This window comes from Haoranjiania flava (assembly GCF_025631005.1).
Taxonomy (GTDB): Bacteria; Bacteroidota; Bacteroidia; order Chitinophagales; family Chitinophagaceae; genus Haoranjiania; species Haoranjiania flava.
In genome coordinates, this window is record NZ_JAOTPL010000002.1 from 173,352 (window position 1) to 191,836 (window position 18,485).

The window sequence follows — 18,485 nt, forward strand, 5'->3', positions numbered from 1 at the left end:
AAATTATTATAAATCATTTCCGGAAAAGAAAAATAAAATAAAAAGATGATTGAAGTTAAAGTTCCTTCTGTAGGAGAGTCCATCAATGAAGTTGTTTTAATAAAATGGGCAAAAGATAATGGTACGTATGTGGAGAGAGATGAAGTAATTGCAGAGCTGGAAAGCGAGAAGGCGACCTTTGAAGTAAATGCGGAGCAGGCAGGCATATTGCAGCACATGGCTAAAGTAGAAGATACTTTGCAGATAGGTGATGTGATGGCAAAAATTGATGAGACGGCAGAAAAGCCGGCAGGCGGAAGCGGTGAGCAAAAAACCGAAGCAGAAATAGAACAGAAAAAAGAAGAGAACCCTCCTAAGCAGGAAGCGCCCTCCGAATCATCTAAAAATGAAGAGGCACAGACCCCCGTGCAGCAGCCAGAAAAAGAATTGAAGGGCGAGGGCGGCAAAGGAATTATTGATATAATTGTACCTTCTGTTGGCGAATCCATCAACGAGGTTACACTCATTAAATGGTTAAAGCAGGAAGGCGACCTGGTAAAACGCGATGAACCTATTGCAGAACTGGAAAGTGAAAAAGCCACTTTTGAACTGAATGCCGAGGAATCCGGCAAACTATCCTTATTAGCCGCCGTAGACGATGTATTGCAGGTAGGACAGTTGGTTGCTAAAATAGATACAGCTATTGCAGCAGGTGAGCCTGTAAGTAAAGCTGCACAACCACAGCCGGATACGCCGGCAACTAAACCTGAAACTGCAGCACAGCCTGAGCAGCATACAGATGTAAAGGCCTCGCCTGTGGCCTCGGCCATCATTGCCGATAAAAAAGTAAACCCGTCAGACATCAAAGCTTCCGGTGCAGGCGGAAAGATCATGAAAAATGATGTACTCAGCGCACTGGAAAACCCGGGCAGGCAAACCTTCAACGAAGCACCGCTTAACTCGCGCAACGAACGCCGCGAAAAAATGACCAACCTGCGCAAAACTATCAGCAGAAGGCTGGTTGACTCTAAAAATACTACGGCCATGCTCACCACTTTTAATGAAGTGGACATGACAAGTATAATGGATATTCGTAAACAATACAAAGATAAATTCAAGGAAGCACACGGCGTTGGCCTGGGCTTTATGAGCTTCTTTGCGAAAGCCTGTGCGATCGCACTTGCAGACTTCCCTGCAGTGAATGCTTACATTGATGGTAATGAAATTGTCTACCACGATTATGCAGACATCAGCATCGCGGTTAGCACACCCAAAGGATTGACCGTGCCGGTAATGCGCAATGTGGAAAGCAAGAGCATGGCAGACATTGAGAAGAATGTAATAGAACTTGCCAATAAGGCACGCGACAGCAAATTGAGCATGGAAGAATTGCAGGGCGGTACTTTCACCATCACCAACGGCGGTGTTTTCGGCAGCCTGTTAAGTACGCCGATCATCAACCTGCCCCAGAGCGCCATCCTGGGTATGCATAAAATACAGGACAGGCCTATAGCAGAGAATGGCCAGGTGGTTATACGCCCCATGATGTACATTGCATTAAGCTACGATCACAGGATTGTTGACGGTAAGGAAAGCGTAAGCTTCCTGGTGCGCGTAAAAGAATTGCTGGAAAACCCGCAGTTGCTGCTGTTCAGGAAAGATCCGGTGAAAACACTGTTAGAGATTTAAATTTCCGGTTTATTTATCACACGGTGAAGCAGTAAGAAGTAAAAAGTAAGAAGTAAAACTTTCTTACTTCTTACCATTCACCTCTCACAAATCACAGATTCAGATATTGCTTCTAAACCTACGCTGGGCTGCGTTTTATCGCAAAGAGTAAACCACCGTAAGCTTGCCCTTCCGGTAGAGGTACTCCGACGGTTCCGGAGTCCTCCGGATGGAGCGAAGCAATCCCGCACCTCACTTTTTTCAATCTTTTTTCATGTGTTAATATTTAATTTTTTCTGTTTGCCACACGGAATAACCAAAACCTTAATTTTTATTATCATCCTCGGTTGGTAAAGATTCCTAATCTTTATGGTTATTTCATGTGTATATTTTATCTGTTTTCTCAGTTGTGACATAGAATAGCCTTTATTCATTCGCGGTTGGTATGCAACTTTGCTTATGGCAATTCCTGACAAAAAAGTAGTAAAAAATCAAGCCGGCACACGTAAGCGCCTGAGGGCAGCCTTTGTGCTCCAACTGCAATCACCTCATCCCTGCCTTCTCCTCGAGGAGAAGAGCGCCAGTGCTCACGCCATTACAAGAAGGTAACAGCAAAGCAATCCCATACAATTACCTCCGGCTTCCGGATCCATGCAATTTTATAACAAGGACTGACAGTACCTAATGCCTGCCTGACAGGAAACAATGCGGGAAAGGATATCAACGGCGTGACGTAGAACAAGTAATTTTCATTACAAATAAAAAAATATTTATCTTACGGCTTAAATTTTTATTTACAAATATGAACAAAAAACTATTTGCTTCTTTTTCACTGCTGCTCGTTGTACTGTCAATGAATGCACAGGAAATAAAATTCGAAGAGTACGATCTGCCTAACGGGTTACATGTAATTCTTCACCAGGACAATACGGCCCCGGTAGTTACCACAGCTGTAATGTATCATGTAGGCGCTAAAGACGAACAGCCCGACAGGACAGGCTTTGCGCACTTTTTTGAACACCTGCTTTTTGAAGGTACAAAAAACATCAAGCGCGGTGAATGGATGAAGATCGTCTCTGAAAATGGAGGTAATAACAATGCCAACACCAGTGACGACAGAACCTATTATTATGAAACTTTCCCTTCAAACAACTTGCAATTGGGCCTTTGGATGGAAAGTGAAAGAATGCGCCACCCCGTGATTAATGAGATTGGTGTAAAAACGCAGAACGGAGTCATTAAAGAAGAAAAAAGAATGCGTATAGACAATCAGCCGTATGGCAGGTTGTTTGAAGCTATCAAGAAAAATCTTTTCAGCAAGCATCCTTACCGTTGGACTACCATCGGCGAGATGGAGCATCTTGATGCAGCTACTTTGCAGGAGTTTCAGGCATTTTTCAAAAAGTATTACGTGCCCAATAACGCCACACTCATAGTAGCTGGCGACATAAATCCTGTACAGGCCAAAAGTCTGATCAACACTTACTTTGCAAGCATACCGAAAGGAGCTGCCATAGAAAGGAACTTTGAAAAAGAAGACCCGGTTACACAACAAAAAGAAGTAACTTTTTACGATCCCAACATTCAGCTTCCTGCTTATCTCTATACTTACAGAACACCTTCCAATAAAGAAAAAGACGCCTATATACTGGATATGCTCAGCACCTACCTGAGTTCAGGCAAATCTTCGGTTTTATACAAAAAACTTGTGGACAATGAGAAAAAAGCATTGGAGGTATCAGCAATGAACATAGGGCAGGAAGATTACAGCATCTTTGCTTTTTTTGCCATTCCTATGGGTGAGGTTACAGAAGCTACGCTAAGAAAAGATATAGATGCAGAAATAGCCAAATTACAAACTGAACTGGTAAGCGAAGAGGATTTTCAAAAATTAAAGAATAAAGCAGAGAATGATTTTGTAAATTCCAACAGCTCTATCCAAGGCATTGCACATTCTCTTGCAACCTTCCATACGCTTTATGGCAATACCAATCTTATAAATAAAGAAATTGATATTTACAGGAGCATCACCAGGGAAGACATCAGGGAGGCAGCCAAAAAATATCTAAATTCCAGCCAGAGAGTGGTTATCAATTACATCCCAGAGAAAAAATAATAAAGCACAATGAAAAAACTTTTTATAAATATAGCAGTGATCCTATGTTTTGCAGGGACTGCATACGCGCAAAATATTGATATAAATGTAATGCCCAAGCCGGGACCCACACCGGAAGTGAAAGTGGAAAAACCAAAAACATTCAAGCTCAACAACGGATTAACTGTACTGGTGGTAGAGAACCACAAGCTTCCTCGTGTAGGAGTTACGCTTACTATGGACAGGCCGCCTTTGGATGAAGGAGACAAAGCCGGCTACAATTCTTTGCTGGGAGATCTTTTAGGTACAGGTACCAACAAGATGTCGAAAGACGATTTTAATAAAAGAATAGATTTCCTCGGGGCGCGTGTTAGCTTCAATGCGGGAGGTGCATCTATGAACTCCTTATCAAAATATTTCCCTGAAGTACTTGAGTTGATGGCAGATGGAGCGCTGAATCCTAAATTTACACAGGAAGAGCTAAGCAAGGCGCAGGACAGATATGTAGAAAGCTTAAAAACCCGCGAGAAAAGCACGGATGCTATAGCAAGCAGGGTGTTCAGAGCGCTGACTTACGGGAAGAATACTGCGCGCGGCGAATTTGAAACAGCACAATCTATTAGGAATGTAAACCTTTCAGATATACAGGCAGCATATAAAAAATATTATATTCCGGATAATGCCTACCTGGTAATAGTTGGAGATGTAAAATTTGAGGAGGCTAAAAAACTGGTTGAACAAAAATTCGGCGGCTGGAAAAAAGCAGGTACGCTATTCAAGCCTTTGGAGCAAATACCTGCCGTAGCAAAAACGCAGATAGATGTAGTACATGTACCCAATGCAGTGCAGACGGTGCTTATAGTGGGAAATGTACATAATCTCAAGATGAATAACGGGCAATATTTTCCTGCTGTTGCGTCTAACTATATTTTGGGCGGGGGAGCAGAGTCAAGGCTGTTTATGAATCTGAGAGAAAGAAACAGCTTTACTTATGGTGCCTATTCTTCTTTAAATACCGGGAAGTATTCACAGGATTTTACTTCAGAGGCAAGTGTAAGGACAGATGCTACAGACAAGGCTGTAAAAGAGATTATAAACGAAATAAACGCAATTAAAAAGATCACTCCGGCCGAGTTAGACAATGCAAAAGCTAAGCTGAAAGGCAGCTTTATCATGGCATTGGAAAAACCAGAGACTATTGCCCGCTATGCGCTTAGTACCTATACACAAAACCTTCCGGCAGATTTTTACAACAACTACTTAAAATCTGTAGATAAAATGACGGTGGCAGAAGTGCAAAATGCCGCACAGACATATATACAGCCCAATAAACTGCGCATCTTTGTGGCAGGCAATGCAATTGATTTTGCCGATAAGCTCGAAGCTTTGGGCTATCCCGTAAAATATTACGATGCGTATGCAAACCCGGTTCCGAAACCTGAAATAAAGAAAGCTGATGCAGGCGTAACGGTTGCAGGCATTGCGCAGAAATACATAGAGGCCATCGGGGGTAAAGCCGCATTAGACAAGGTAAAATCTATCAGCATGGATGCTTCCACAACCGTGCAGGGTATGCAACTGGACCTGAGTACTAAAACAGCGCCGGGCGGAAAAATGCTCCTGGTGATGAAAATGATGGGTAATGTAATGCAGAAACTGGTGTTCGATGGAAAGGAAGGTTATATGGAAGCCCAGGGGCAAAAAATGCCGTTGCCGGATAAAATGAAAAATGAATTCCAGGAAAATGCAGACCTGTTTCCTGAAGTTTCCTTTGCTTCCAATCCCAAATATACGCTTGGCGCTGTTGAAACGGTAAACGGAGAAGAGGCCTACATTATAAAATATCCCGGCAAAACGCTCTACTACAGCATTAAGACGGGATTAAAAATTGGTGAGATAAAAACTCAAAGCGTACAAGGTAAAGAAACAACTATCCCTATATACTATGCAGACTACAGGGATGTAGAAGGTGTAAAAATGCCGTTCACCATCAAGCAAAATATGGGTGGCATGGACGTTGATTTCAAAGTAAAATCTTACGAGTTTAATAAAGCTGCCGATGCAGATTTTAAATAATTACTGCGCATAAAAAAATAACCCACTGCAGGCAATGGAGCGGGTTATTTCATTTAAAAATTTTAATCAAAAGATCGCCTGCAAGTCAATGCAATACCATCGTGCTACACTACAATAAGATAATGTTTTTATAAAACTTTTATTTCAATAACCACTTCAAAAAAATTACTTTTACACAAATTTATTTTACAGGAAACGAAGCATATAATTTTTTACATCGTAGGATGTATATGCGGAACAGAAAAAAAATAAAAAAAATACACATGAAATAGCCATAAGCCAAATTGCATACCAACCGGGATGGATAATAAAGGTTTTGGTTATTCTGACAACTGGAAAAAATAAAATATACACATACATGAAACGAAAAATATTTTATGCATTGCCCCTGGCTGCAGTCTTGTTCTTCACCGCGTGCAACAACGTAGAAAACAGCGGCACAGCTACCGACAGCACACTGCAAAAACAGGCATCATTCATTGACCTCTCTGCCATGGATACTACCGTAAATCCTGCTGACGATTTTTTCAGGTTTACCAATGGAAGATGGATGGATAGCGCTGTGATCCCTGATGACAAAATAGGAATAGGCGCTTTTGAAAAATTAAGGGATAATACGCTGGAAAGAATGAAGAACATCCTGGAAAATATTAAAACAGATTCTAAAGACAGCACAGAAAACCTTATAGCAGCATTTTATACGGCCGGCATGGACACGGCAACCATAGAAAAACTAAGTTACGAGCCGATCAAACCGTTGCTGGCAAGCATTGATTCAATCAAAGACATTCCTTCACTGATGAAATATGTGGCGGCAGAAACTAAAAGAATGAATAAATCCATTGTAGGGTTTTACGTAGGCCCTGACGATAAGAACAGCTCCATGAACATCGCCAGCTTTTACCAGACAGGGCTGGGATTGCCTGACAGGGATTATTATTTCAGAACGGACTCTGCAACTCAGAAAATACAGGAAGCCTATAAAAACTATTTAGCTGAGATATTCAAACTTACCGGCAACCTGGAAGCAGATGCAAAGAAGAACACCGAGATCGTTTACAATATTGAAAAGCAACTGGCACAGCAGCACCGCACACGCGTGGAATTGCGCGACCCGCAGAAGAATTACAACAAATTCACCGTTGCAGAGCTTGCCGGCAAACAGCCAAACATCGCGTGGAAAACATTACTCGCCGACCTTGGAGCAGCCAACGTGGATTCTGTAGTGATCGGCCAGCCGGCTTATTATACCAAACTCAACACTTTGCTGCAAACGGTATCCATTCCCGAATGGAAAACCTATCTGAAAGCAAAAGCCGTGAACAGGTATGCAAATATTCTAAGCACACCTTTCGTGAATGCACAATTTAATTACACAAAAACCTTAACCGGGCAAAAAGTATTAAAACCAAGGTGGGAACGCATCAGCAGCATGACAGATGATTATCTCGGCGAGGCGTTGGGCAAGCTCTATGTAAACAAATATTTTAACCAGGATGCTAAAAACAGGATGCTTACACTGGTGGATAATTTAGGCAAAGCTTTCTCTGCCAGGATAGATAAACTGGATTGGATGAGCGACTCCACCAAAGTAACGGCCAAAGAAAAATTAGGAACCATCATCAATAAAATCGGTTTTCCAGACAAGTGGCGCGATTACAGTGCGGTTAAAATACGTAAAGACAATTTCTACACAAGCCTGATATCTGCTGCGGAAAATGAATACAACTATAATCTTTCTCACCTGGGGAAACCAGTAGACAAAACACTCTGGCACATGACACCGCCAACTGTAAATGCGTACTACAATCCATCCATCAATGAGATAGTTTTTCCTGCAGGAATTTTGCAGTTCCCGTTCTTTGATCCTGAAGCAGATGATGCCATCAACTACGGAGGTATCGGCATGGTGATAGGCCATGAAATGACGCACGGCTTCGATGATCAGGGTTCGCAGTTTGACAAAGACGGTAACCTTAAAAACTGGTGGACAGCTCAGGACAGGCAAAAATTCCAAACCAAAGTGGAACAGATCCAAAAAATGTACGATGGCTTTACCGTACTGGATTCATCTATGCATGTAAACGGCAAACTAACCACCGGTGAAAACATTGCCGACTTCGGCGGTGTAGCTATAGCATACGATGCTTTTCAACTAACAGAACAGGCTAAAGACTCCGCTAAAAAGATTGATGGCTTTACACCAAACCAGCGTTTCTTCCTGTCGCTGGCGCAGATATGGAAAAGCAAATATAAAGACGAAGTAATCAGGCAGCGCATCAACACAGACCCGCACTCACCCGCGCACTGGCGCGTATTAGGCCCGTTGATGAATTTCGATCCGTTCTATACTGCTTTCAACGTGCAGCCGGGCAATAAGATGTACCTGGCGCCTGAGAAACGCATTAAGATATGGTAATATTATTCTAACCACAAAGCCCATGACGGCCATGAAGGCGCTAAGACACGAAATTAATTCATTGTGAACTTTGCGCCTTTTTTGGGTGGTTTAAAATATAAGCACATAGTGCACAATGAATTCACCAAGCGCACGAGGCTTTACTCCAAAGTCTTTGCAACTTCTGCGAAATAATCTTGGCAGTCTCTGCGTGAAAATATATTATTAAACAGGTATTAAAAACCTACCGGTACAGCTTTGCGATTGCAATAGCGAAGAGTAGAAGGCTTTACTCCAAAGTGTTTGCAGCTTCTGCGAAATAATCTTGGCGGCCTCTGCGTGAAAAATATATTATTAAACAGGGATTAAAATATCCAGGTACAACTTCGCGATTGCAAATCCCGAAGAGTAGAAGGCTTTACTCCAAGTCTTTGCAGTTTCTGCGAAATCTTGGCAGCCTCTGCGTAAAAAATATATTATTAAACAGGGATTAAAAATCTCCAGTTACGGCTTCGCGATTGCAATAGCGAAGAGACATTTCTTAGAAGATTGTTTCAATAAACATCTTACTATAAAGTACAGAAGTGTGCACAAGCTGCAATCATTTAATAAGTAGTAATATTTCTTTTTTTCTTTTCCCTTTCAATAATATTTTTAATGGGTGAAAGACTGCTCTCCCAACTGCGCGCCGAGCCAAGATCAATGCCGCCGTTGTCTGTTTTGGAGATTTGTTTACCATCCACATCCACCACTATGCGCTCATAAATGTGGTCGTATATTTTTTTATCATCCTCTTTGATGTGCTCAAAGCCGCTCCTGCGCAGGGCTTCATAAAGCAGGCGCAATTCGCTTTCAGGCAAAACAAAGTCAAAGGCATATCTGGTTTTACCAAACTCATAGGAGTAGCTGCATTTTTCTTCCGTGAATACACATTTTTCAAAACGCGGCGCGTAACCGCCTTCACGGCTGTAAGTGATCTGCAGATCGTCAGGAGCAGTTGATGGCCAGTTGCTTTTGAGCACGGCATTGCAGGATATAGCAGCAACTACCAGTGCCAGGATAAAGAAAATCTTTTGCATATCATGTTGTTTTTCTACGCACCGCACAGACGCAATATCTCAATGCAGTTGTTTGTAATAATTGTTAATCAATTTATGGGTTATTAATCTAAGCGCTAAACAGTTTAGTCTTATATTTGAACAATTTTATAAGCAATTTTTAAACCAAAATATTTTTATACCTGCTGATGCGTTTTTATAAAAGAGTCATATACGTTTTTTCCTTACTGCTGCTGGCTAATTTGTCGTTTGCACAACTTTCGATGAAAAGCTTTAAATCTGATTTTACTAAAAAGGCCCGCAGGGAAAGTTTTAAAAATTACCTGCTCGAAAAAAATATCAAAGAGACATTCAGAGGCCCGCTTAATCATACTACCACTCACCAGTTCGAAGACGCTTGTCTTTCTGTAACACAATTCCTCATCAGGAACAGCGACGTTGAAAATGGCTTCAACAAATTGTTTGAAGCATATTTCAGGCAACCCGTATCCCTCAGACAGGCATTTTTATCCTCGGTTTACGCAACCTATCCAAAAAAATATGCTGAAGAGATCAAAAAAATATTGCCTTTTGAACGCGACCCTAAAGTCTTTAGTATTGCTGCCGTTTATCTTTTCAGGCACGACACCAGCGCACAAAACGTAAACTATCTGGTAACACAAACAAACAGACAATTTGCTAACAGCGATACATTGCCTATACTGGTAGAGCTGAAAAAATACCTTACACGTTTTCAATGGCAAAAAAAACAAAAAACGCCCGACATTAACCAGCTGTTCATATACCAGAGATTGTACGGCAGGAAAACAGTTTATTCTTTTCAACGCTGGAACCGTGACTATAACGGCATTGCCATTATTCAAAACAAAGATGGCAGTTTTGCAAAAGATGAAAACGGCAAAGTACTGATGATAGAGCAACTGGCACGCTCCGGCAGCGACCTGCCTTATTTTATTACCAACGGCAGTACACCGCAGGGCATCTACAGCATTGCCGGCGTTGGCCATTCCATCAACAACCTCATCGGTCCTACAACTAATTTACAGTCTGTAATCCCATACCAGAATGAGTATCTTTTTTGGCGTGGCATGCCTTACGATTCCACAGCTGGTACCTACACCAATTACCAAAGATTGCTGCCGCCCTCGTGGCAGAGTTATGCACCAATGTATGAATCGTACTATGCAGGCCTTATCGGCAGAAGATACATTATTGTGCATGGTACCACGCTTGATCCTGCATTTTTTAAAGACGAAAGTTTTTATCCGAATGCACCTACAGACGGCTGCCTTTCCGGTACGGAAATATGGGCGGATGACGGCACCTTACAAAGAAGTGAACAGTTTCGCCTGGCAAACGCATTTGTCTCAACGCCCGATTCTACGGGACTTTTAATAGTTGTAAATATTGATAACAAGAATAAGGCTGTTACCAGGGAAGAGATACAAATGTATATTGATGTATTTGAAGGACGGCTTGCAAAGCCTGCAGGCGCCAGGCTGGAAGCATCTGACATTCCAAAGCCGAAAAGTTTGCAGTAGGTTATTTCTTCAATGCAGAATCTCCTTTACCGTTGTTTAATCTTTCAATCAGTTCATCTGTGATGTCAAAGCTTTTATTGCGGTAATAGATCACATTATTGCCGCCGCTTTCATATCTGGACAAAACGTAAGAGTAGCCCCGTTCTTCGGCTATCTCCTTAGCCACCCGCTGGATACGTTCGTTTACGCCCTGCAATCTTTTGAAAGATTCCATCATAAAATCTTCGCCCATATTTTTCTCTTTCTGCATGTACTCTTTCTGCATGTTTTCCAGTTCTTTCTGTAAGGAGGCCTGTTCGTTTTGTGAAAGCATGGCGCCTTTTTCCTGTGCATTTTTCAACTTGTCATTGAACCTTCTCTGCAGGCCTGCCAGTGTATTTTGATTTTGTTTTTCTTTTGCCAGTAAACCTTCTCGTACCTGCTTGTAATATTTATATTTATTTTCTACGGAGTCCAGCTCAAAATATGCGATTCTGAAAGGAGCATCCAGAGCTGCTGCAGAATCATTTGATTTTTGATGTTTTACAGAAACTTTCGCCTTGGGTGCAGTTGTATTATTCCTGCTGAAGAGATAAAATAAAGTTGCTACAGCCAGTATCAGTACAATGTTTGAGATAAGTAAATATTTCTGCATTTTATAGAAAAGTTGAATAGGTAAAAATATAAGGATTTGAGAAAATAAAATGTTAACCGATGTATAAAGTCTTACTAATTAGCGGCTTTCACAGCTTCATCCAGTTGCAGGATGTTGTTGTCAAGCACCGGGCCAAGCACTCTTTCGTTGAGGCGTGCGGCAATTCTTTCCCAGGGGTACCATTTTAGTTTTTGGGTAAAATGCAGTTGCACAACCGTGCCGCTTGTTTCTTTATCCGGCAGTAAATAGAAGCCGGAAGTCTGTATACGGTTTTCTTTTTTGTTTAGCTCCCACTCGGCCTCCACATAATCATGGGTTACCGCAATGATCTGAACGCGTTTGCCGCCAATAGATACTGCAGCGTCTTTGCCGGTTGTTGCAGGTGTAAGCTGTGCAAACACCACAGTGCTGTCTGCAAGCCACTTATGCCAGTTCTTAGTGTCTGCTATAAAAGGATAAATTTTTTCTTTGGGGGCCTGGATCACGCCGCGCCTTACTACCGTAACTACAGGCGGGAATAATAAACCGATCACAGTTAAGAGTACAAAAAATATAACAAAACTTACAACTGCCAATCTTATAAAACGCATATCAGGTAATTTTCTTTATCAGGTTTAAATTTTCATCTACCAGGTTAATACCCGGTTTTTTACCGCTTTCTATCCTGCCCAGTCCGCTGAAGCCAAGCGCTGATGCACCTTCACAAGTAGCCATCTGTAACAGGCGCTCCGTGCTGATTGACGGAAAATGTTGCTTCAGTGTTCTTAATTCACTTAAAACATCCAGCTCATCGTTGCTTGAAAGGCTATCGGTACCGATTGCTAATTTACATTTATATTTTATGAATACTTCCACATCAGGTAAAGTATGCTCAATGTAGAGGTTGGCGTTGGGGCAGAGTATCCAGTATAATGCTATGTTTTTCTCCATTGCGAATGTTTCAGCAAACGCCACATCTTCTTCAGAGGTAAAGCTGTTGTGTACAAGCAATATCTTTTTTGCATTTGCAAGCAGCGGCAAATAAGCCTGCAAACTATTTTTGAACGGTGCAACAAAAAATGAAATGTCTGCGCCCAACTGTTTATAAAAATTTTCAAAGCCACCCGGATGGCCGAGGAAGAGTTTATTCTCTTCAGCGGTTTCCTGGTTGTGAATGCTTATGATCTTACCGGCCGCTTCCCGGTTGATCTTTCGAAACAATGTTTCCGAAACAGAATACGGTGCATGAGGCACAATGGCAGCATGCTGCTCATTGGCTTCAAATGCCTGCAAAGTAGTGTGGGCAAGCGTAAACCTGGCATCAGCAATTTCAGGGAAAAAACCCATAGTTTCAACAAAATTGCGGTAGCTGATTTTACTGATCTTCTTTCGGGCAATCGTGTGGGTAGTATTGCAAATGTCTCCAACCGCCACAATGCCTCTTTCATACATCAGGGCGTCCTGCCGTGCTATCGCATCCAGGATCATATTTTCTTCATGGTTTCTAAGCTTCAATACTGCTAAAAGAAAATGTACCAAGCCGGTATGCTTGGGAATTGCGCCATGTAAATGGCTCAACTCCAGATGGCAATGGCAATTGATAAAGCCGGGCGTGAGTATGCCCTGAAAACAGGCCACATCCTGTTGCATGTCGTTTTCAATACTTACAATGGTACCTTCATCGTCCAGCACAATTATTTTCCCGGTAAGAAGCTTTTCACCGTCAAACAATTTATCAGCCTTGATTTTCCTAACTGCCATGTAATAAACTATAAAAGTAAATCATAAAATGAGATTTTTAAATAATTCTTTAGCTCAATGCAAAATTGTAATTTTGCCGCTACATTATTTCAGAATTATTCACAATCATATATGTTAGACCAGTTACAAGCCATACAGGCACGGTTTGATCAGCTAAGCGTGGCGCTCACCAACCCGGAGATCATTGCAGACCAAAAGGAGTTCAGCAAGCTTAGCAAGGAATACCGCGACCTGGAAAAAATTATTAACCCATATAAAGAATATACAAAGGTCCTGGAAAATATTGCTTTTGCCAAAGAAGCCCTCAGCAGCGATGATGAAGACATGCGCGAAATGGTCAAAGAAGAGCTGCCTGGCCTGGAAAACAGGAAAGACCAGCTTGAAAAAGCTTTGACACAACTGCTGATACCCAAAGACCCGCAGGATAATAAAAATGCGATCATTGAGATACGTGCCGGCACCGGCGGTGATGAAGCGTCTCTGTTTGCGGGCGACCTGCTCGATATGTACATCCGCTATTGCAATAAAAGAGGCTGGCAGACTGCCATCCTCAGCGATAGCGAAGGCACCGTAGGCGGCTATAAAGAAGTTATGCTGGAAGTGAAAGGCGATGATGTATATGGCACCTTGAAATTTGAAAGCGGCGTTCACCGCGTACAGCGGGTGCCTGAAACCGAGACCCAGGGCCGCGTACACACGTCTGCCGCTACAGTAGCCGTGATGCCTGAAGCTGACGAGATTGATTTTGAACTAAAGGAAAGCGATGTAAAAATGGAGACCTCGCGAAGCGGTGGCGCCGGCGGCCAGAACGTAAATAAGGTGGAGACCAAAGTAATGCTTACCCACATACCCACAGGCACGGTGATCATCTGCCAGACAGAAAGAACCCAGCTCGGCAACCGTCTTAAGGCCATGGAAATGCTGCGTACCAAACTCTATGAAGAAGAAGTGCGCAAGCATGAAGACGAGATATCCAGGCAGCGGAAAACACTGGTAAGCACAGGTGACAGAAGCGCGAAAATACGCACCTACAACTGGCCGCAGGGAAGGGTTACAGACCATCGCATAGGCCTTACATCCTACAACCTGGATGCAGTGATCAGCGGAGATATTGATGAGTTTATAGAAGCATTGCAGGTAGCAGAAAATGCTGAGAAAATGGCAGCGAAGTAAATGTTTTTCCGCAGGAAAAATTACAACCAGAACTTAAAAAACTACACGCACTTATGTCCAACTTCATTGATTACATACGTATCTTTTGTAAAAGCGGTAATGGCGGCAGGGGAGTTACCCATTTTATGCGCACCAAGTACAATGCCAAGGCGGGGCCCGACGGCGGAGACGGCGGGCGTGGCGGGCACATTATCCTGAAAGGCAACGCGCAACTATGGACATTGCTGCACCTGCGCTATTATAAAAATGTACTCGCCGAAAATGGGGAAAACGGCATGAAGAGCAATAAAACAGGCCGCGATGGTAAAGACATTATCATAGAAGTTCCTTTGGGCACCATTGCCAAAGATGAAGAAACAGGAGCTGTTGAGGCAGAGATACTGGAAGACGGACAGGAAGTGATCTGGCTGCCCGGCGGGCGCGGCGGACTGGGCAACCAGCACTTTGCCACAGCCACTAACCAGGTGCCGGAACACTCACAACCGGGAGAACCGGGCGTAGAGGGCTATAAATTCTTAGAGCTGAAAGTATTGGCAGACGTGGGCCTGGTGGGGTTTCCGAATGCAGGCAAATCTACCTTGCTATCCGTGATCTCTGCAGCCAAACCTAAAATTGCCGACTATGCGTTTACCACGCTTACACCCAATTTGGGTATGGTGGAATACCGCGGCGGGCGCTCATTCTGTGTAGCAGATCTTCCGGGTATTATAGAGGGCGCTGCTGAAGGCAAGGGCCTCGGACACAGGTTCCTGAGGCATATTGAAAGAAACTCCGTATTGCTTTTCCTGCTGCCGGCAGACAGTGCTGACCATAAAAAAGAATTTGAAGTTCTGTACAACGAACTCAGAGAATACAACCCCGACATGTTGCAGAAAGATATGCTGATTGCCGTAAGCAAATCTGATATGCTGGACGATGAGCTCAAACAGGAGATTGCGAGGCAATTGCCTGCCAATATTCCTCACGTATTCATTTCTTCTGTTGCCAACAAAGGATTGACGGAGCTGAAAGATAAACTATGGGAGTTGCTGAATAAAAACCATGGGTGATTTTTTTAAAAAGACCAACAGGTTTGAGTTTGTCAGGTGAAAACACCAGACACGGCAATAAATCTTTTATTTAAATACCGACAGGCATGAGCTGTGTGAGATATACACCAGACACGGCAATAAAATTATGAAAGCAGTCTGTGCAATGGTAGCGTTGTTTACCATTTCTCCCTTTTAAGAACATTGACACCTGTGCAAACCGGACGTGTTCCGCTCATGTAGAGCGAAAAAAAAGCTTGGATTGAAATGCCTTTCAATCCCAAGCTATACAAACCGCTACTACATTAAATCCCAGCGAGTACTAAGTGCCATTTTTGACCACATGGTATTTTAAATGCAATTATCCATTAAAAAATGCGAACGGAAGGCGCCGTTCGCATTTTTTAATGATCACTGTGAGTTTAGGCAGTAAAAAAGGGAGAAGTAAGAGTGAGATCGTGAGAAAATTCGAAACAATTTTCCATTCTCCATTCTCCACTTCCGCTGACTCTAAAGTTCTCTCACACGAATATTCCTGTAATAGGCTTTATTGCCGTGATCCTGTAAAGCAATGTGCCCGGTGGTAACTTTTCCATAGTCGGGATGGTCTTTCCATTTCCCGGTTTCTTTCTTTTGCTGCCATGCACTATCTCTTGTAAACTCTACTATTTTAGCGCCGTTCAGCCAATGCTCCACATGGCCGTTGTTGAAAATAATTTTGCTGGTGTTCCATTCTCCTACAGGTTTCAACACTTTGTTAGGTCCTGCCGGATGCATGGCATAGTCTGCGCCTGCCATCTGCCAGTCTTCCAGTTTACCGGGAAAATTCACATCGTCAATGATCTGGTATTCCGGGCCGGTTTCCCAGGGGCCTTTGTATTTTTTATCTTCCACTACATGGTACATCACACCACTGTTGCTGCCTTGATCTACTTTCCATTCCCACTGCAGCTCAAAGTTGCCGAATTGCTTATCGGTAATAATATCGCCGCCGGTATCAGCGCCGCCGGTAGCGCCAAGGCACACCAATGCGCCATCTTCCACTTTCCAGTTGGTAACAGAGTCTGTTCCTTTGTTGAAGCCGTGCCAGCCTGTGAGCGTTTGCCCGTCAAACAGGCTTGTCCAGCCAGCGCTATCGATCACTTCCGTGTTTTTTGTGCTGTCTTCATTTTTGTTTTCATTGGTAGTGCTGGCATCACCGCACGATGCGAATAACAACAAACTGCATGCTGCCATAAAACTAAGTTTTTTCATTTTTATCTTTTTTTTGATTTTGTTTTATCTTGAGCGCTAATACGTAGGATCAGCGCTACTACTTCATTTCAGCATAAAACTTATGGAAGTAGGGGATAGTTTCAATGCCTTTGTAATAGTTTTCTATATTGTATTTTTCGTTGGGGCTGTGCAGGTTATCGCTATCTAAACCAAAGCCCAGGAAAATAGTTTTACAATTTAAAATAGATTCAAACAAGGAAGTGATGGGAATGCTGCCACCACCGCGCAACGGGATAGGCGATTTGCCGAAAGATGCTTCAATGGCTTTTTCCGCAGCCTTGTATTCCACGCTGTCAATAGGCGTTACATATGGATTTCCGCCATGATGCGGCGTAGCTTTCACTGTTACATACGGTGGCGCAATAGCCTGCAGGTGGTTGATGATCAATTCTGTAATTTTCTCGTGATCCTGCCCTGGTACCAGTCGCGCACTGATCTTGGCATTGGCTTTGGCAGGCAATACAGTTTTTGATCCTTCGCCGGTATAGCCGCCCCAGATGCCATTCAGCTCCAATGTAGGCCGTATGCCTGTACGCTCCAAAGTAGTGTAACCCTTCTCTCCCCACAATTCTTTTACACCCAGGTCGTCTTTGTATTCCTGTTCGTCAAAAGGCGCTTTGTTCAGTAACACACGTTCTTCGTTGCTCAATACCTGTACATCATCGTAAAATCCTGGAATGGTCACATGATTATTTTCATCGTGCAATGAAGCTATCATCTGCGCGAGGATAGTGATGGGATTGGCTACGGCTCCGCCGTAGACGCCACTGTGCAGGTCGCGGTTGGGTCCGGTAACCTCCACTTCAATATAGCTTAAGCCACGCACGCCTGTATCCAGGCTTGGTGTATCCAGGCTTATCATGGAAGTGTCTGAAATCAATACTACATCGGCTTTCAGGAGTTCTTTATTTTCCTGCATAAAAGTGCCTAGATTGCTTGAGCCCACCTCTTCTTCGCCTTCTATCAGGAATTTTATATTCAGCGGCACAGAATCTGTTTTCACCATGGTCTCCAATGCTTTCACATGCATGTAAAACTGGCCTTTGTCATCTGCAGTACCGCGGCCGTAGATTTTGCCATCGCGGATAGTCGGTTCAAAAGGAGGCGTATCCCAAAGCTCAAGCGGCTCTACAGGCTGCACATCATAGTGGCCGTAAACCAGCACGGTTGGTTTTGATGCGTTCACCATAATTTCACCGTATACAATGGGATGCCCGGCCGTTGGGTAAACTTCTGCTTTTTGTACACCTGCTTCGAGCAAAGATTCTTTTACCATCTCCGCACAGGTGATCATATCCTGTTTATTTTCAGGTTTCGCACTGATGCTGGGCACGCGTAAGAGCGCCAGCAATTCTTCTAAAAATCTTTCCTTGTGTTGTTCCTGGTATTGCTTCCAAACTTGCATATAGATTGTGTTTAATAGTTTAATGCTTACGAAGTTAACATATAAATTATTTATAAAAAAACCAAAGAACCACAAAGCAACAGGCTTTACAAGCGTATAATGTACCGTTGTTTGATCATGTTTCGTTTCTACATAAAATTCTCCGGAGATTTCATGTGAGTATATATATTTATTTTTTAGTTGCCACATGGAATAACCAGCTTTTTAGATTTAATACTCATTCCCGGTTGGTATAAATTCCTAATTTTTATGGTTATTTCATGTGCATATTTTTAGTGCGCCGCTTTGCGGCTGTTTTTAATTGCCACATGGAATAGCCTTTATTCACTAACCATTTGTATGCAACTTGCTTATGGCTATTTCATGTGCGTATTTTTATTTATTTTTTAGTTGCCACATGCAATAACCTTTATGC

General features: G+C 42.8%; 13 protein-coding genes. 7 read left to right on the plus strand and 6 right to left on the minus strand.

All coding sequences use genetic code 11. The features are described from left to right. Window positions 1-45: 45 nt before the first annotated feature. The 4 genes from odhB to OD355_RS02245 all read left to right on the plus strand — a co-directional run bounded on the left by odhB (window position 46) and on the right by OD355_RS02245 (window position 8,237). Window positions 46-1,668 (plus strand): 2-oxoglutarate dehydrogenase complex dihydrolipoyllysine-residue succinyltransferase, encoded by a 1,623-nt coding sequence (gene odhB / locus OD355_RS02230; RefSeq protein ID WP_263036816.1) that lies wholly within the window; start codon window positions 46-48, stop codon window positions 1,666-1,668. A gap of 781 nt (window positions 1,669-2,449) precedes the next feature. Beyond that, on the plus strand, window positions 2,450-3,763 hold the full coding sequence (locus OD355_RS02235) for a M16 family metallopeptidase (protein WP_263036817.1): 1,314 nt from the start codon (window positions 2,450-2,452) through the stop codon (window positions 3,761-3,763). A gap of 9 nt (window positions 3,764-3,772) precedes the next feature. Further along, window positions 3,773-5,818 carry a M16 family metallopeptidase gene (locus OD355_RS02240; RefSeq protein WP_263036818.1) on the plus strand — a complete coding sequence of 682 codons (2,046 nt, stop codon included), beginning with the start codon at window positions 3,773-3,775 and terminating at the stop codon, window positions 5,816-5,818. 358 nt (window positions 5,819-6,176) lie between these two features. Next, window positions 6,177-8,237, plus strand: a complete 2,061-nt coding sequence (locus tag OD355_RS02245; RefSeq protein WP_263036819.1) for a M13 family metallopeptidase — start codon at window positions 6,177-6,179, stop codon at window positions 8,235-8,237. 584 nt (window positions 8,238-8,821) lie between these two features. On the opposite strand, the gene OD355_RS02250 is transcribed toward OD355_RS02245, so the two are convergent. Then, window positions 8,822-9,295, minus strand: a complete 474-nt coding sequence (locus tag OD355_RS02250; protein WP_263036820.1) for a hypothetical protein — start codon at window positions 9,293-9,295, stop codon at window positions 8,822-8,824. Between the two features lie 167 nt (window positions 9,296-9,462). Between OD355_RS02250 and OD355_RS02255 the strand changes: the two genes are divergently transcribed. After that, entirely contained in the window at window positions 9,463-10,815 is a 1,353-nt protein-coding gene (locus OD355_RS02255; protein WP_263036821.1) for a hypothetical protein, read from the plus strand. A 1-nt stretch (window position 10,816) separates the two neighbouring features. Here the strand turns inward: OD355_RS02255 and OD355_RS02260 are convergent, their stop codons facing one another. From OD355_RS02260 to OD355_RS02270, 3 genes are all read right to left on the minus strand, one after another. Further along, on the minus strand, window positions 10,817-11,449 hold the full coding sequence (locus tag OD355_RS02260) for an OmpH family outer membrane protein (protein ID WP_263036822.1): 633 nt from the start codon (window positions 11,447-11,449) through the stop codon (window positions 10,817-10,819). Between the two features lie 74 nt (window positions 11,450-11,523). Continuing rightward, window positions 11,524-12,039, minus strand: a complete 516-nt coding sequence (locus OD355_RS02265; protein ID WP_263036823.1) for an SRPBCC family protein — start codon at window positions 12,037-12,039, stop codon at window positions 11,524-11,526. A 1-nt stretch (window position 12,040) separates the two neighbouring features. Next, window positions 12,041-13,189, minus strand: a complete 1,149-nt coding sequence (locus OD355_RS02270) for an amidohydrolase family protein (protein WP_263036824.1) — start codon at window positions 13,187-13,189, stop codon at window positions 12,041-12,043. A 57-nt stretch (window positions 13,190-13,246) separates the two neighbouring features. Between OD355_RS02270 and prfA the strand changes: the two genes are divergently transcribed. Together prfA and obgE are read left to right on the plus strand one after the other, a co-directional pair. Then, entirely contained in the window at window positions 13,247-14,362 is a 1,116-nt protein-coding gene (gene prfA, locus OD355_RS02275; protein WP_263036825.1) for a peptide chain release factor 1, read from the plus strand. A gap of 53 nt (window positions 14,363-14,415) precedes the next feature. Beyond that, the gene (obgE, locus tag OD355_RS02280; RefSeq protein ID WP_263036826.1) at window positions 14,416-15,411 is read left to right on the plus strand and encodes a GTPase ObgE; all 996 of its coding nucleotides are present in this window, start codon (window positions 14,416-14,418) and stop codon (window positions 15,409-15,411) included. 489 nt (window positions 15,412-15,900) lie between these two features. Here obgE and OD355_RS02285 read toward each other — a convergent pair whose 3' ends face one another. Together OD355_RS02285 and OD355_RS02290 are read right to left on the minus strand one after the other, a co-directional pair. Beyond that, a complete protein-coding gene (locus OD355_RS02285; RefSeq protein ID WP_263036827.1) occupies window positions 15,901-16,644 on the minus strand; it encodes a 3-keto-disaccharide hydrolase in 744 nt (247 codons plus the stop codon). Window positions 16,645-16,702: 58 nt separating this feature from the next. Beyond that, window positions 16,703-18,070 carry a dipeptidase gene (locus tag OD355_RS02290; protein WP_263036828.1) on the minus strand — a complete coding sequence of 456 codons (1,368 nt, stop codon included), beginning with the start codon at window positions 18,068-18,070 and terminating at the stop codon, window positions 16,703-16,705. Window positions 18,071-18,485: the final 415 nt, after the last annotated feature.

Excerpts from the sequence above, each read along its gene's own strand:
- OD355_RS02285 (WP_263036827.1), bottom strand. The coding sequence starts at position 16,644 with ATGAAAAAACTTAGTTTTATGGCAGCATGCAGTTTGTTGTTATTCGCA.
- OD355_RS02235 (WP_263036817.1), top strand. The coding sequence starts at position 2,450 with ATGAACAAAAAACTATTTGCTTCTTTTTCACTGCTGCTCGTTGTACTG.
- prfA (WP_263036825.1), top strand. The coding sequence starts at position 13,247 with ATGCAAAATTGTAATTTTGCCGCTACATTATTTCAGAATTATTCACAA.
- OD355_RS02255 (WP_263036821.1), top strand. The coding sequence starts at position 9,463 with ATGCGTTTTTATAAAAGAGTCATATACGTTTTTTCCTTACTGCTGCTG.
- OD355_RS02265 (WP_263036823.1), bottom strand. The coding sequence starts at position 12,039 with ATGCGTTTTATAAGATTGGCAGTTGTAAGTTTTGTTATATTTTTTGTA.
- OD355_RS02250 (WP_263036820.1), bottom strand. The coding sequence starts at position 9,295 with ATGCAAAAGATTTTCTTTATCCTGGCACTGGTAGTTGCTGCTATATCC.
- OD355_RS02290 (WP_263036828.1), bottom strand. The coding sequence starts at position 18,070 with ATGCAAGTTTGGAAGCAATACCAGGAACAACACAAGGAAAGATTTTTA.
- OD355_RS02260 (WP_263036822.1), bottom strand. The coding sequence starts at position 11,449 with ATGCAGAAATATTTACTTATCTCAAACATTGTACTGATACTGGCTGTA.
- OD355_RS02245 (WP_263036819.1), top strand. The coding sequence starts at position 6,177 with ATGAAACGAAAAATATTTTATGCATTGCCCCTGGCTGCAGTCTTGTTC.
- odhB (WP_263036816.1), top strand. The coding sequence starts at position 46 with ATGATTGAAGTTAAAGTTCCTTCTGTAGGAGAGTCCATCAATGAAGTT.
- OD355_RS02240 (WP_263036818.1), top strand. The coding sequence starts at position 3,773 with ATGAAAAAACTTTTTATAAATATAGCAGTGATCCTATGTTTTGCAGGG.
- obgE (WP_263036826.1), top strand. The coding sequence starts at position 14,416 with ATGTCCAACTTCATTGATTACATACGTATCTTTTGTAAAAGCGGTAAT.
- OD355_RS02270 (WP_263036824.1), bottom strand. The coding sequence starts at position 13,189 with ATGGCAGTTAGGAAAATCAAGGCTGATAAATTGTTTGACGGTGAAAAG.